This is a genomic window from Lysinibacillus sp. JK80 (assembly GCF_027557635.1).
GTDB classification, from domain to species: Bacteria; Bacillota; Bacilli; order Bacillales_A; family Planococcaceae; genus Lysinibacillus; species Lysinibacillus capsici.
Map to the genome: position 1 here is coordinate 501,315 of NZ_CP058997.1, position 14,952 is coordinate 516,266.

A 14,952-nucleotide genomic window follows, 5' to 3' on the forward strand; every position below is an offset into this window, starting at 1 on the left:
AGGTTGATTTAAGATTAGGATGTAGCAGTAAATGACATTCTATTCATCTTTTACAATAAAAAATGTATAAGAGGTCGCTAATAGTAGGTGCCATAAGGGTACATAGGAGGGTAACGATAGGGATAAGGGTATGGACATGGTTTCATATATTGCTGTGGCATGGTTGGTTTATAAGGGGCTTGATCGGTTGCTGATTGGACACGATTGCAGCCTTTTGCTGGTCCGATATAAGTCGTAGGAACAATCGGTGCAATCGTTTTCTTCCATTGTTCTTCATCTAAACAATACGTATGGGCCATAATATTGGCTGGTGTGAATTTTAAGATATCAGAGCCTAAAATGACCTCTGGCGTTGGCGCATCAAAAATAGCAAGTAGATGCGTGTCATCTTCTGTGGCTACTTCATAATGCCACCAGCCCTGTGGTACATTCGCAACCTGCCCAGGCTTGATAGGATAGTTTTGAATTTTCTTGGTAAAGGGATTCAATAGAGAAACCGTTACTGCTCCTGCAATACAATAGACAAGCTCTGCAGCATTTTGATGGTAATGTGGCTCGATGACATTGTCTTTACTTAAAAAAATATCAAGCAAAGATGTATTTTCTAATGTATTTAATTGTTCCACACCGAGAATATTAATGTAATTTCGGGAGTCTTTTTTAAAAAGCGTACTTTTATTGACATCAAAAGTGAACGCTGCAGAAGGGGAGCTATAATCGATATTTGAGCTGATACTTACATCCTTTCTCATATAAATTGAGCTATTCATCATCATAGATTATGTTTTAGGTACTTCTAGACTTACACAAATGCCTAGCTACAGTCAGCCTCTATCTGGATAAAAAATTAGCTAAAATTACCACTTCTATTTCAGAACATACGTGCGTATAATAAAAACACAAACGTTTGTTCTTAGTTATCAAAAACTCTGTTCAACATGAACGCAAACAGAGTCAGTAAAGGAGCATTCAACATGAAAGAACAGTTGATAAAAGCCATGCATCGTCACCAAATCGTTCACATGATGTATATAGCGAAATCAGGTGCCATTACGAAAAGGCGCGTGAAAATCATCCACATTAAAGGTGATTCCTTTACCGCCTTTTGTTTTACAAGGCTAGCGAAGCGTACGTTTCATATTAACAATGTTCTAGCACTTCTGCCCATTCTCCAACGGGAGTCTGAGGTGATATGAATTACAAAGACTTCCCGCAGAAAGATATTTTTTGTATTGATATGAAGTGCTTTTATGCAAGCTGTATTGCCATGCTAGAAGGGCTAGATGTGCTGACAGATCCAATTGCTATCATCGGTAATTTTGAACAACCTGGCAGTATTGTGCTGGCTGCATCACCAGTGATGAAAGAAAAATTTAACATTAAAACAGGGAATCGGCGTTATGAAATTCCCAAACATCCAGATATTAAGTTGTTTGAACCAAAAATGTCCTTTTTTCTAGAGATGTCAATGGCCATTACGCGTCTGATTGCACAATATGTCCCTCCAGAGGCGATCCATGTTTATAGTGTGGATGAAAGCTTTATAGATCTAACAGGCACGGAGCAACTTTGGGGTTCGCCTGAGCAGGTAGCCAAATTGATTCAGGAAGACATCTATGAAAAGTTTCGCATTCCGTCCGCCATTGGCATGGGACCAAACATGTTGATGGCTAAATTAGCATTAGATTTAGAGGCAAAAAAAACAGGCTTTGCCAAATGGACCTATGCCGATGTCCCAACAAAGCTTTGGCCAGTGCGTCCTTTATCTGATATGTGGGGGATTGGGAAACAGATGGCAGCCAATTTAAATGCGATGGGTATTCAAACAGTCGGTGGATTAGCCCATGCCGATTTAGCCGAATTAGAAAAGCGCTTTGGTATTATGGGTAATCAATACTATTACCATGCATGGGGCATTGATCTCTCCACATTAGGTGAGCCATTGGTGAACAATGCGGCATTAAGCTTTGGGAAGGGTCAAATGCTCATGAAGGATTATCACACACGAAAGGATATTGCGGTTGTACTCCTAGAAATGTGTGAGGATGTGATGCGACGTACACGAGAAGCAGGCTATGTCGGGCGGACTGTTAGCTTGGGGCTCTCTTACAGTCGCAATGCGATGACGAAGGGGTTCCATCGCTCAAGAACCATCGAAAATCCAACCAATGAGACCCTTGTTATGTATCAGACTTGTCTGGACTTACTAGATGAGCATTTTGCGGGTGAGCCAGCGCGTCAATTATCTGTTAGACTGACAAACTTAGAGCCAGAGCGTAGCATTCAGCTTGATTTATTTGATGAGCGTAAGGACCAGCGACAGGTCATTGGTCATGTCATGGATGCGATTCGTAGAAAATATGGAGTGGTGGCCTTATTACGCGCAGCCTCCTATACCAGCGCTGGTACAGCTATTTCACGGAATCGCTTAGTGGGCGGGCATTTAGCATAAGGAGTGGAAAAAATGATAAGAGATAGAGGAACGATGAAATGGACAGCGATGATGCTACCAGAGCATTTAATGCTTTTGAAGGCATGGAAACAAGAGGTGTTGACAGAGTTGCCTCGGGAACATGCTGAATGGGAGCTTGAAGAATTACAGCAAACAATCACACAAGCATTCACACAGCATAACTATATTATGTTAACTATATGGGAACAAGGTAACTATGTGCAATGGGGAGGTACCATCCAAGCTATGAACGAGGAGCAGCTGCTACTAGAAACCATTACCACAACGAAGCCCATCCCGTTAAGATACATTTATGCTGCTCGTATAGAAGATGATGGATGTGATTAATGGAGAGCAGCGGCGATTATTACATCAATATTTGCTGCTTGATTTAGCTGTGAAATCCTTGCAGCACGACCTAACAGTGGCGGAACATTTTAAGATGAAGCGTGTATTTTTACCTGCTATGGATGCTTTATTAAAGCAGCTACACAAAGATTATTTTCAATTAAAACGTCAGCTCGCCCAGCAAAAAATACGATTAGTTGGCTGGCATCGAATTGATGATTATTTTAGTGATGTGCAGGTGGCTACCGCAGGCAATGATGAGGTACTACGCTATGCCAATCAAGCGTTAAAAACCCAAGTCGAAGAGCTAATGAATAAACATTTACACAATGCCTAGGCTTACGTCTACGACGAAAAAGCCAAAAGCTGATGACAGGAGTGGTCAGCTTTTGGCGGCTTTATTTCTCGATAGGTTTCACATCAATTTGCTCAACAAGAAACTCATTGTTAGTACGATTAAATTGATAGGTAATACGAACATCGGCTACATAGATAGGTGAGATGCCAATCGATCCAGGGATGTTTAACATTATTTTTTGATTTTCTACTGTATAAATGACCACACCACCGAAAGCAAGTTGCGCTTGATTGATATCTGGTGCTGGATCAAAGTCATAATCAAATGTAGATTCTTTTCCCTGTGCTTTCATCGTAATCGCTAATGTGCCATCATCTTTTTTCGTAATCGTTGATTCAATAGTATGTGCAACGATGTCTTCATAATGTTGGACATTCATCTCCGATAAATCCTCTCCATTTACCACATGAATCTCATAGTGATTAAGGCCTGTCCCTCGTCCAGTTTGGATAATAATAGCAGCCTCTTCCTTATGATCATTTGTCAGATCTGTATAGAATAACTGAGGTTTAGTTCCTGTATCAGGGATTGTCCAGTCAAAATTTTTCCGCTTACCATCAATATCTAAAGTTACCTCTGTAATTTCATTTTGTGCTTCATTTCGTGCAAATAATTTCACCTTCTCATCATCGGAAACGGCAATCAATGGAGCCTCATGCTGTATCTCCAGCTGTGATGAGACCTGTTCAGCAGGGGTGTTTACTGTCTCGTTTGGAACAGTAACACTACATCCAGCTAGTAGAGAAATTCCTAATAACCATAGCCACATCTCTTTTTTCAATGTCTAGTTCCACCTTTTCTATAGCTAATTGACTTTATTATACTGTACAAACATGCCTCATAGCAGTTGAATTCGTGAAGGAAAAGCTTATATGCCAGGGAGTGGAGGTGTAACAATGAAATTCTTAAAGATGGTAGGGGAAAATAGAATTCCATTGTTTGTAAGGTACGTCTCGCATTTTGAAAAGCAAATGAGTGACGATTTCTTTACAATGGCAAATTCATAACGATTTGCTCACCAATAGGTCCCATTCTTCTTTCTCCATGATCCATAAAGCCCACTTTGACATATAAATTCTGTGCAGCTATATTTTTATGATTGACGACTAACACTACTTCATTACATTCTTTAAACTCCTGCTTCACAAAATCAGCAAGTGCAGACATAGCCTTTTTAGCATAGCCCCTACCTTGCTGCTGATGGTCGATGGACAGGGCAGTTAGTAACATTGCCTGAGGATTACTAGAATATTGTTGGACTCTGTCCGTTGCATGAAGAACAAAAAAGCCGACAGGTACGCCACCACTTAAAATCACAATTGGATACTGTCCGACCTTCTCGATTGAAATCTCTTGAGGAAGTGCCGTAAATTGGTGTTGTTCTTCAGGTAATTCAAAACGATTTAACTGCTCTACATAGCTTTCAGAGAAATGTACTAACTCAATATTCGTTGTTTCTTGCATAAAAAAGCCTCCTTTTCTAATAGTTTAACCATAGAACAAACGTTCGTCAAGGAGGCTTGTATTAAAATAATGTGGGGGTAGGTCATTTTAACTTAAAAGGGTACCAAAAAGTAAAATAAAAGAAATACTAATCATCACAATAAGTGTAATGACCATTGTTAAAATTCCTCGAAGCAAGGTCGTTAAATTTTTAACATTTTTCATACCGACCAGGCTTAGGTAGAAACAGGCAATAGACAAGAGTAGTGTCAACAGTAATGGATGGAAATGAAGATATGTGTCAAAGAAGTCTTTCATTGAACCTGATAGAAAAAATAATAGAATACAGCCCAAAGATAAGATAAATGACCAGAGATTTAAATTAATTCCCATTGTTTTCCTCCTTCCTATAAAAACGAATTTGTTGTAGGAATGTTCCGATGATTCCGCTTGATAGGGAAAAGGAGAAACTAAATGTGTAGTTGCTAGAACAGGGCCACTCGGACGAAAGTGACCCCAAGTACCAAAAGGAGTGTAAAGTAAAGTTGAAAGTACTTTACACTATTATTATTATGTGAAGCTAGCGGTTTAAGATAGTTATCTATCTAAATTACTAACTTTTAATTGTGAGTAAAAATGAATGAGCTAGAATAAAACGAAAAGGGAGGAGATTTGAATAGCTGTGGTAGCGATTCATGGTAAAAAGGCTTTAGCTTCTGTAATGGAACAGAGGCTAAAGCCTGAGACGATCAATTAACACATGAAGCTAGCACCAACGATAATAAGAAGGATGAATAGTACAACAATAAGCACGAATGTAGAGCTATTGCCGCTTTCATTGTCCCCGCCACAGTAACTATTGAAATTACAGTAACTCATGAAACACACCTCCTTTCTTTCTTTTAAAGTATGTATTGGACAAAAGGGGGGTGTTAGCGAGTAGAGAAAAAATGAGTTGTCCCTTCATTCGGGAATAAAGAGGTGAAAGCTTTACTTTATTATTATGATGGAATAGTAGCTTGAGTTAGTTGTTAGCCTGTATAGCATCAAGAATAATGAAACAAATTCTACTAATTGTATTGGTATTCAACACGATGTAAAAAAACATCCGTTCTAGGATGTTTTTTTAGTATAACGGCTGCTGCGTATGACAAGGGGGGAAGCCGTTCACATCATGAATCATATGAAGGTCGTACTGCTTTAAGGCAAATTGACTTTGATACAAATATTCAAGAACAAGCAGTTTTCCTCCTGATACGCCACAGAGGACACCAGAAGTTCCTTGACCATTTGTAAAAGAAACACCAACAGGCTGACCGATTAAATACGGAATTTTATGTTGCCAAGGCACAATAGCCACTCCTTTCACTATAATATATGAAAAGAGTGGCTAGAGGTTCTTACCTTCACAAAATCGTACACTCTGTTTGTGGAGATGCTAACTAAATACTGACAAATCAATCATTCTTTCATTACTGTTTTTATGGTAATATAAGTTATATATGGGGTTATAAAGAATTTTTAGTTATTAACGATCGGGAGGAGAATGGATGAAATTTAAAAAGGCAATCACCTTTATTCTAGGTCTCTTACTACTTATGCTTGCTGCCTGTACACCAACAGAAAAAAGTGAGAGCCAACTTCATGAGAAAAAGCAAATAACAGATGATGAAGAGATGGTGCTCTCATTTGAGCACCCTCAAACCAAACAAAAATACAAAATCATTCATGCCAATCAACTGTTTTATCCGTATATGGAAAAGGTCAAAGAGAATCCGAATCTTTCAAGCTCGGAAACTCTGGATTTGTACAATAAGGAAGTTATTCAACCGATCTACCAGGATTGTTTTGAAAATGGGGAATATTATCATATGGCAGAAACCCTGCTTTCTACGGTTCCTACAGGGTTAACAGAAATTCAAGTGGAGAGTGAAAAAATGGAGACGCATAAAGCAGAAATCAATCAACTCATTCAAGAATCGCTATTGAAATCCGCAGACCTCTTACCCTCTCAAAGCGATGTAGCCGTTTGTGTATTCCCTTCAGCAACCAATAATAGAATACCCTTCGCAGTTGGAGCGGGCAAAATAATCCTCCCGCTTAATCTAAATGTTCTGGATGATGGTATAAAGTCAACTGTTGCCCACGAATACCATCACAGCGTTTGGGCGGAAAAATATTTCAATAAAGATGTCGGAGCTTCGGTATTGGATAATATCGTCTTTGAAGGAAAAGCGGTCATGTTTGAAAAAAACGTTTATCCCGACTACGGCTATACAGCGAAGAATGTAACTTACAACAAGGAATTATGGTCTAAAGTAGAACCTGATTTACATAAGTACGACAGTAATCGTACCTCAGACATCTTATATGGTGGAAAAGGGTTACCGAAAAATTATGGTTACAGTGAAGGCTATAAGATGGTTAAATCCTATCTTGACTTGCATCCTAATCAAACACCAGAGGATTGGACAGCCTTAAGTGCAAAAGAAATTTTCGAAGAAGGAAAATACTTGGAACACTATCAATAACTATTTTGATGACACTTATTTGTGAGAGTACAAAATTAAAGAGCACTTTTACTGATTACAACATGAACTAGTAAAACATGCAGCATAATGATAGGACTTTCTCAATCGAAAAAACAAACAATAAGTCACTACGGTTTTAAATCGCAGTGGCTTATGTAATGCCGCACAGTCCTATTAGCCTGATGGAATGAGGAGAACCTTCCCAAGAACAATGCAACGGCTTATTAATGAATTAAATCTTGGGGAAATCTCCAACTAAACAGAGTATGTAAAAAGGGATAGCATTGTACAAAAACATCTTGGGGGCGATGTTAAAGGTGCTATCCCGACATTAATGTATGTGAAAGAACTTAAGAACATTACCACTGTAAGTAAATTGAAAAGTAATTGAAATAAGGGTGTAAAGCTTTTATTATAGGTATAATCCTAGGCATCATGGATAAAAAAGGTGGTTTTTCCTTGTCTGCTATGGATGAATTTATATTTTCATTTAATAGAAAATTTTTAGTACATATTTTAAATATAATGTCGATTATGAATTGGTTGATTCGCCACCATCTACATGCAAGACTTGCCCTGTAACATGCCTCGAATCATCTGATGCTAAATAGACAAAAGTAGGGGCGACTTCAAAGGGCTGAGCCATTCGGTTAAATAAATTAGTTCCATGTAAGGCGTTTTCATCAGAGGAAAAGCTAGAAGGAATAAGTGGTGTCCAAATACGGCCAGGGGCTATCGCGTTGACACGAATCTGTTTTTTGGCAACGCTTTTAGCTAGGGAACGAGTCCAGCCTACGATAGCCGCCTTTGTAGCAGAATAATCGATGAGTAAAGGTTCTCCAGCATAAGCCACAACGGAGGCAGTGCCAATAATGGAGCTTCCTGCTCGTAAATAAGGGAGAGCGGCTTTTGTCGTATAGAAGTGAGCATATACATTTAATTTAAAGGTTTCATCAAACTGTTCATCCGTGATGTCTGTCAGCTCATTTTGCTGAAATTGAATCCCAACATGGTTACATAAAATATCCAATTGACCAAAAGTGCTCATCGTTTCGGAAACAATGTCTACACATTGTTTTTTAAAGCGAAGATCTCCAGGAAGCAGCAGACATTTTTGTCCTAATTCTTCAACTCTTTTTTTCGTTCTTAGCGCATCTTCATGCTCATCTAAATAAGCAATGGCCACATCGGCCTCTTCTTTCGCAAAGGCAATGGCAGCAGCTGCACCCATCCCACTATCACCCCCAGTAATAAGCGCCACTTTTCCCTTTAATTTACCACTCCCTTTATAATGAGGATTTTCTATGATGGGCTTAGGAACCATTAAGCTTTCCAATCCCGGTTGGCGTAATTGTCTTTGTTCAGGTTGAGTAAGTGGCACTTCTTTATATTGCGTAATCTTCCCATAGACAGGATATTGCGGGTATGGATCTTCCTTTTTATTGTCCTCAAACCACTTTTGATAAAAGTGGATTTGTGCTAATAATTCACGATAGTCCTTGTCATTCGGATTAGTAATAACCAATCCCTCCTTTTCAACATATACTATGAAAGCTTAGCTTTTTGTGTTAAACATCCAAACAAGCAGTGAAGGAAACAGGAGGACTGAAAATGGAGGTTGAATTTTTCCCAGAGGTTACGCGATTATTAGAAAATGAAGCGTCTACACTTGAGATCCATTATTTGAATGACACCTGGTTAACACCAACCATTGGCGTAAGACCACCTTATTATAGCTACCCAATCTACGAGTCATATTATCCGATTTGGGACAATGAATAAACTGTAAACGAAGAAGCCATCTGGTGTTGTTATTTTTTCAACATCCGATGGCTTCTTGTTGCAGTTAATTCGGGAGTTTTTTTATTCTCAAAACTATTCGCAAAGACAGGTAGGTGATTCACTAAAAAATGAAACGAACGTAATTGTATAAAAGCTTTCTTTTCAGCATTCACCTGCTTTAACCACTACCCACAAAATGAGAGCATGTTTAATCCAATAAATTTTATTGGTAATGACTAACAAATGTAAAGTAGAGATTGATGAAAAGTAAAATAAGGTTAATTTTTCTAAAAATATGCTGTGTAACTGCAACTACTTTAGGTTCTCTTCACAATAATTTTCATACGACAATCGTAAAAGAGACAGTGGCAAGTTCAAGTGATAAAAAGAGATTAATAGCATTAAATAAGTTAAGATCAAATAAGGTGAAAGTTATTCATTCTTTTCAGTTAGTAGCGATAATTTTGAAAGGCAGAAATTCCTTTCACTTAAGGATATATTGATCGGCAACAAGCTACAGTTTTTCATTACATTTTGTCATGAGAAAGGATGGTAATATGAGTAGGAATTTTATTATCTTTGGAGCTAGCCAAGGATTGGGAGATGCATTTGTTAAGGGGTTACCTGTCAAAGGAGATACAGTATGGATGGTAGCACGAACGAGACCCAATAGTTTAGAACTAAATGATGGAGTAAATCGTCACTGGCTATCCATTGATCTGTCTAGTCAACAACAAATTTCCACTTTAAAAGAAGTGTTACAAGGCATTCCGCTCGATGTATTAATTTATAATGTGGGTGTATGGGAAAAGCATGGTTTTGAAGATGATTATACATTTGATAAGGATGAAGTAGAGGATATTTCGAAATTAATCAATATCAATCTAACTTCTACTATTACATATATTCAGGCACTTTTACCCAACTTAAGACAAGCGGAGCAGGGAAAGGTTATTTTAATTGGATCTACAGCAGGCTTAGATCACACAAACAATGCACAAGTTTCATTTGTCACATCTAAATTCGGCGTAAGGGGCATTACAAATGCACTACGTGAACATTTAAGGAAAGATAAAATTTCTGTCACATGTATTAATCCTGGTGAACTGGCAGCAGAAGTACCCTATGAAGAAGGAGCGGAAAAAGCCATTCATTTATATGAAGGTACACGAATCCCCGTACAAGATATTGTCTCTCTTGTGCAATGTGTAATTAATCTATCAGCAGTCTCCTGTGTAAAAGAAATTAATGTCCCAGCCATAACGGATTTAAATGCATGATTACTCAGTGAACGCTACTCAAAATTGAGTAGCGTCTTTTAATAAAAAGGACAAATAGATTCCGTGCCTTAGAAAAAATTTTCACGATCCCTTCACACATAACACTACAATTAAGCTCATATAAATAAAGGTAGTAAAAAAATCAACATCCTTTCATCGTCATAATCAAATTCTAAAAACACTTCCAGCCTATCAAATCTTAAGAAAATCTTCAGGTTCTACTAGGAAATATTTAAGATTCGCTGTGTATAATTATAAAAAAAGGAAATTCACGAAACCATTTGAAGATTTAAAACGTATTGGTAGTAGGAGAGAGAATATTGAAGTAGGTGAAGATATGGCACATACGATTTACATAGTATTAACCAAAACAGGAACGTTATTATCAAAAGCGATCGGCATGTATACAGGCAAGGAGATGAATCATGCATCCATAGCCTTTGATGAGGGGCTATTTGAGATGTATAGCTTTGGTCGAAGGCAATTGAACAATCCGTTAAGTGGGGGCTTTTTACGAGAGGATGCAGAAAGAGGGCTATTTGAGTGTGCCGATTGTGTTATTTATCGCTGTCGTATATCACATTATCAATATTTAGACATGATGAAAATTGTCCGTTATATGTACTGGAATCGAGATCGCTATAAATATAATTTTATCGGACTTTTTGGTGTGGTGATGCAAAAGGAAGTGAGACGTGAGCGTGCTTATTTTTGTTCCCAGTTTGTAGCGACGCTACTAAAGGTGGGAGGGCTAAAAATATATCAAAACCCAGCATTAATGACGCCTCATTGCCTAGCGCAATTACCGTATTTAGAGAAAGTATTTGCAGGGAAATTGGCAGATTATTTACAAACGGTTCGTGAGCCAGCTATGCTATATGGTTAAGATGCACTGCCTGACGTTTAAATAGTAAAATAGACACTCATGCGACAATCTTCTATTTTGTAAGAGGATTGTCTTTTTATCTTTCAGCGGAAAACACCCTTCTTTATCGGTGGTGCGATAAAGGTACAAATTGTACTTTTTGATTCAATGGTGTCTCAATACTTTTCGAGCAAGCTCGAAAAAAATGAACGCAATTACGCTAAGGCGTCATCAATATTAGTCATATTTACCCCATATAGAATGTCAATAAACCTAGTTGCTGGAAATTGTAAAATGAGTCCTATTCCTGTTAAAAGAGTCACCATAAAATTGCTATCATAAATAATAGATACGTACGTTCTATGAGTGAATATCAGCAAGGAGGATATGGAAATGAGTGATGAAATAGCAGCAGTTGGCTGGGATGCGATTGATCAGGCATTAGCACAGGTATATGGTGAGCAGGAGCCAAAGCATTATGGAACTTTGATTCCCTATTCACTAGGAGGACAAGATCCTTTAGATGGAATTAGTGTTTATAAAAGCGAAACATCCATTCCACATTGGCATTTTGTTACATATGGCTTCTCGGAACTATATGAAAAGGAATTTGAAAACAAGGACTATAGTGGATATGGATTTGAATTAACATTTCGACTAGTACGTCAACTAGATGAGGACGAGCCACCTGCTTGGGCATTGAATTTACTACAGAATATGGGCAGATATGTGTTTAATAGTGGTAATGTTTTTAGAGCGGGAGATTATTTGGATGCAAATGGTCCGATTTGCCTTGATGCCGACACACAATTAACGGCACTAGCCTTTACACATGATCCAGAGCTTGCTGAAATCGATACACCAAATGGCAAGATGGAGTTTATCCAAATGGTCGGTATTTCAGAGGATGAGTTAGAAGCGATGCAGACATGGAATACACTTGGTGTACTACAGGCTGGCATGAAGCAAATACCAAGCTATACTACGGATTTAACAAGAACTTCTCTCCTGCAAAATTCTGAAGTTGCCGAGGCAGTTGTGCGAGGAATGGAGGAAGATGGCTCTAATACGGGGTTTCTTTTCGTAGATCAACTTGCTTGGGAAGTAGAAAAAAAGAGCTGGTTTAACAAACCGTCTAATGTTGTTCAACTTGGAGCAAAGCAAGCAGCTGTCATTAGTAAATTATTACGTGGACGTATTCTGAAAGATAAAGATCTTACCTTAGTCGGTCAACAAATAACGATAATATTTAAAGCAGGCCCTCAGGTAGGCTATTCAGAGAATGGTCAAGAGATTACGATCACATTGAACAAGGCAGCGGTAGGAGAATTAAGTCAGAGGCTGATACCGCAAGAAAGTCAATTCACTATTTCTTCTTTAGCTGGTGTAAGTTTTCAAATTTTGAAGACACATATTAAAAATCAAGAAGGAGCGGTTGTGAAAACAATCGGATAAGATGGATCTCTCGCTAAGGCTTTAGCGGGAGATTTTTCTCTAACAATAGAAAGGGAGGATGTACAGTGAAGCAGTGTGTAGAGCATTTTCTAGCGGCTGTGTGGGAGCAAATCACGGCTGTTTATCAAGAAGAGAGTAAACGAATAACAGGGCTGAAAGAGCAAAGTAGGTTACAAGCAGGCATCCTTCAATATTTGAAAGTTGCCTGGAAAAAAGGAAAAAGTCCTAATGGCACAATCTTTATAGATGTTTATGAGCCATTTAGTTGGAGTGATAGCTCCTATAAGGTGGAAGCGGGTTCATACATACAAGAATTTACAGATGTCCAGCATATTGAAGAGCTTTTTAGTGCTTTATGTACTAAAACAGAGGAAGTATTTCAATCTGAGCAATACGGTCCCCGATTTTTTGATTACTGCTTTGAGGTTGTGCTGGAATTTGAACATGATAAAACGGTGCTTCATTATCAAAAGGAGCTGTTGAATAATCGTAAACTAGCGTCAACGAAACAAGTGCTGGCAAGCTTTATAGAAACAAAGGTGATGGCAGAGCTACCAGTAAGACCAAGTGACAATGATGAATTTTTCCTTGCGAAGCATTTGGTCAATCCACATTTTTTTCATCAAACAGCTGATGAAGTCGAACCACTTATTCATCGGCTTCAAGAAAAGCATCGGGCGAATAAAGAACGTTTAGACAAATGGATTTATTATTATACAATGGCCTTTAAGCAGTGGGCAGAGGAGCATTTTTTAACGCACTATTTTGAACAAGCAGGCGATTATAGGAAAGAGTGGGTATTGAAAACAGAGGACTCGGTACAACAACTAGAGCAGGAAAAACTAGATTTCTTTCTTTATGTCGCGTTGAAGATTGGTCAAAAAGATCCAGCCACTCGATTAGAATACTTGGAACTTGCGAAGCAGCTTGGCTCGCTGCAGGCAGCTAATTATTTGGAAAAAGGAAGCGGTCGTTTTGAAAGTATAAGAAAGCGGGATGTATTCGAAGGACAGGCAAATGATATTTTACAAACGATTGATATACGAGTGATGGTAGAAGAGGAAAACGCTTATCGTGAAGCCCTTTACTATATCATTCAACTGCTACAAGAAGGTTTTCCAAAGGGCTATAAGCTGACTTTAAAGAGTAAAGCGAAAAATTATCTTCCTATTAAAAAGTTAGCTAAATCAAAGCTTCATCAATTTTTCGCCAATTGCCTACAATATCCAAATCTTTTCCTTTTATTAGCGGACTATGCCCAGCTTGCTATGGAGGAATTTGCTTGGTATCAGGATGTTGAGCCGAGTGAAAAATCAGCTATGCCCAGCACCTATGCGGTTTTTGGATTAGGACTTTATAGCAAGGATTATTTTCCACTTGTTCAACGATATATGTTACTCGTTGATACAGAGCATCAATCCGTGCAAGATGCTTATGCGGAAGCCTTTCTTGAAGCTCATGGCTTATCAGTAGAGATGATGCCTGTGTTTGTAGCTATTTTACTTGGTGCAAGTGAATCAGCTAAGCCAATAAAGAACATTGACATCATGGATTTAGATTTGCTCGTGGCACTCGGACAAGAACTTGAAAAGAAAGCAGATTATCAGCGTCCATTTGTTTTATATCGAATATTCGGTAGTTCCAAGAAGCTTGCTCAGCGACTAAAGCAAGAATCAGCACCAATAAGGGATGAACTTGAGAAATTACTGCAATGGATGGATTCCTGAAGGGGGTAGACGAATGGAATGGACGGAAGTGAGTAAATCCAAGGATTTAGAGGTCGTTCGGGAGGCCATTAGTAAATTAGATGTAAATGAGCGAGATGCACGTGGGAGAACACCATTGATGCTTTTTATAACAAATCGAATGCCACATGAAGGAGTCAAGCTTCTTTTGGCACAGCATATAGACTTGGAGGCACGAGATAAGCTTGGTGATACAGCACTGAAAAAAGCGGTAAAGTTTAAGCAGAAAGAAGTGATTTCTTTACTACTTGCAAAGGGTGTAAATTTATCTGAGCCAGAGGGGATTACCGCTACAGCTTGGTTTGCGGCAAGAGAGCATGCAAGAATAGCTGATTTATTGGTAGATACACCAGGTGCAATCCGTCTAACTTTGAATGCAGAAGAACAACAGCAAGCTGATGCCATTTTATACGAGGATTCTCTCAATACAATGTGCCAGCGCATAAGCAAGATATCATCAGCTGTTATTTTACATGCCATTGTCAATAGCTATAACTGGGATGATGGCCCCGAGCCTATGCTCGCAGCATTAGCTAATCCAGTTTGTGCCCCTATTACCATGATAGACATGTTTGAGCTAATGGAAGGAGAATATTGGCTAGCACTAACAGAGGAAGAGATAGCGAGTTCCGATTGGAAGCGACCATGGAAAGAGATGGCACTAGCCTTACAAGAAAAATTAAAGTGCTAGCT

The 14,952-nt window shown here is 38.6% G+C and carries 18 protein-coding genes; 11 read left to right on the plus strand and 7 right to left on the minus strand.

Annotated features, from left to right (window positions below):
* Nucleotides 1-77: 77 nt before the first annotated feature.
* Nucleotides 78-734 carry a cupin domain-containing protein gene (locus HXV90_RS02545; protein WP_442916333.1) on the minus strand — a complete coding sequence of 219 codons (657 nt, stop codon included), beginning with the start codon at nt 732-734 and terminating at the stop codon, nt 78-80.
* 240 nt (nt 735-974) lie between these two features.
* Between HXV90_RS02545 and HXV90_RS02550 the strand changes: the two genes are divergently transcribed.
* Genes HXV90_RS02550 through HXV90_RS02565 form a run of 4 tightly spaced genes read left to right on the plus strand, consistent with a single transcriptional unit; the run spans nt 975 to nt 3,137 of the window.
* The gene (locus tag HXV90_RS02550; protein WP_048392481.1) at nt 975-1,196 is read left to right on the plus strand and encodes a transcriptional regulator; all 222 of its coding nucleotides are present in this window, start codon (nt 975-977) and stop codon (nt 1,194-1,196) included.
* Complete coding sequence (locus HXV90_RS02555; protein ID WP_269898279.1) at nt 1,193-2,452, plus strand: Y-family DNA polymerase; 1,260 nt, start codon at nt 1,193-1,195, stop codon at nt 2,450-2,452. The genes HXV90_RS02550 and HXV90_RS02555 overlap by 4 nt, the downstream gene beginning before the upstream one ends.
* 12 nt (nt 2,453-2,464) lie before the next feature.
* Entirely contained in the window at nt 2,465-2,800 is a 336-nt protein-coding gene (locus HXV90_RS02560; protein WP_269898280.1) for a YolD-like family protein, read from the plus strand.
* Entirely contained in the window at nt 2,784-3,137 is a 354-nt protein-coding gene (locus HXV90_RS02565) for a YhjD family protein (protein ID WP_009370358.1), read from the plus strand. The genes HXV90_RS02560 and HXV90_RS02565 overlap by 17 nt, the downstream gene beginning before the upstream one ends.
* 61 nt (nt 3,138-3,198) lie before the next feature.
* On the opposite strand, the gene HXV90_RS02570 is transcribed toward HXV90_RS02565, so the two are convergent.
* The 5 genes from HXV90_RS02570 to HXV90_RS02590 form a co-directional block, all read right to left on the minus strand.
* On the minus strand, nt 3,199-3,939 hold the full coding sequence (locus tag HXV90_RS02570; RefSeq protein WP_269898281.1) for a hypothetical protein: 741 nt from the start codon (nt 3,937-3,939) through the stop codon (nt 3,199-3,201).
* Nucleotides 3,940-4,145: 206 nt separating this feature from the next.
* A complete protein-coding gene (locus HXV90_RS02575; RefSeq protein WP_048392488.1) occupies nt 4,146-4,622 on the minus strand; it encodes a GNAT family N-acetyltransferase in 477 nt (158 codons plus the stop codon).
* 87 nt (nt 4,623-4,709) lie between these two features.
* Complete coding sequence (locus HXV90_RS02580; RefSeq protein ID WP_036076476.1) at nt 4,710-4,994, minus strand: hypothetical protein; 285 nt, start codon at nt 4,992-4,994, stop codon at nt 4,710-4,712.
* Nucleotides 4,995-5,354: 360 nt separating this feature from the next.
* The gene (locus HXV90_RS02585) at nt 5,355-5,480 is read right to left on the minus strand and encodes a YjcZ family sporulation protein (RefSeq protein WP_269898282.1); all 126 of its coding nucleotides are present in this window, start codon (nt 5,478-5,480) and stop codon (nt 5,355-5,357) included.
* A 247-nt stretch (nt 5,481-5,727) separates the two neighbouring features.
* Entirely contained in the window at nt 5,728-5,952 is a 225-nt protein-coding gene (locus HXV90_RS02590) for a hypothetical protein (protein WP_004224247.1), read from the minus strand.
* 199 nt (nt 5,953-6,151) lie between these two features.
* On the opposite strand from HXV90_RS02590, the gene HXV90_RS02595 reads away from it, so the two are divergent.
* Entirely contained in the window at nt 6,152-7,132 is a 981-nt protein-coding gene (locus tag HXV90_RS02595) for a DUF2268 domain-containing putative Zn-dependent protease (protein WP_269898283.1), read from the plus strand.
* A gap of 532 nt (nt 7,133-7,664) precedes the next feature.
* Here the strand turns inward: HXV90_RS02595 and HXV90_RS02600 are convergent.
* A complete protein-coding gene (locus HXV90_RS02600) occupies nt 7,665-8,651 on the minus strand; it encodes an SDR family oxidoreductase (protein ID WP_112118814.1) in 987 nt (328 codons plus the stop codon).
* Nucleotides 8,652-8,743: 92 nt separating this feature from the next.
* On the opposite strand from HXV90_RS02600, the gene HXV90_RS02605 reads away from it, so the two are divergent.
* The 6 genes from HXV90_RS02605 (at nt 8,744) to HXV90_RS02630 (ending at nt 14,950) form a co-directional block, all read left to right on the plus strand.
* Complete coding sequence (locus tag HXV90_RS02605; protein WP_167444824.1) at nt 8,744-8,914, plus strand: hypothetical protein; 171 nt, start codon at nt 8,744-8,746, stop codon at nt 8,912-8,914.
* Between the two features lie 557 nt (nt 8,915-9,471).
* Entirely contained in the window at nt 9,472-10,194 is a 723-nt protein-coding gene (locus HXV90_RS02610; protein WP_048392494.1) for an SDR family NAD(P)-dependent oxidoreductase, read from the plus strand.
* 337 nt (nt 10,195-10,531) lie between these two features.
* Entirely contained in the window at nt 10,532-11,080 is a 549-nt protein-coding gene (locus HXV90_RS02615) for a hypothetical protein (protein WP_036076496.1), read from the plus strand.
* A 372-nt stretch (nt 11,081-11,452) separates the two neighbouring features.
* Entirely contained in the window at nt 11,453-12,514 is a 1,062-nt protein-coding gene (locus tag HXV90_RS02620) for a suppressor of fused domain protein (RefSeq protein ID WP_269898284.1), read from the plus strand.
* Between the two features lie 65 nt (nt 12,515-12,579).
* Entirely contained in the window at nt 12,580-14,241 is a 1,662-nt protein-coding gene (locus HXV90_RS02625; protein ID WP_269898285.1) for a DUF6138 family protein, read from the plus strand.
* 13 nt (nt 14,242-14,254) lie between these two features.
* Nucleotides 14,255-14,950 carry a DUF4274 domain-containing protein gene (locus HXV90_RS02630; RefSeq protein WP_269898286.1) on the plus strand — a complete coding sequence of 232 codons (696 nt, stop codon included), beginning with the start codon at nt 14,255-14,257 and terminating at the stop codon, nt 14,948-14,950.
* Nucleotides 14,951-14,952 lie beyond the last annotated feature (2 nt).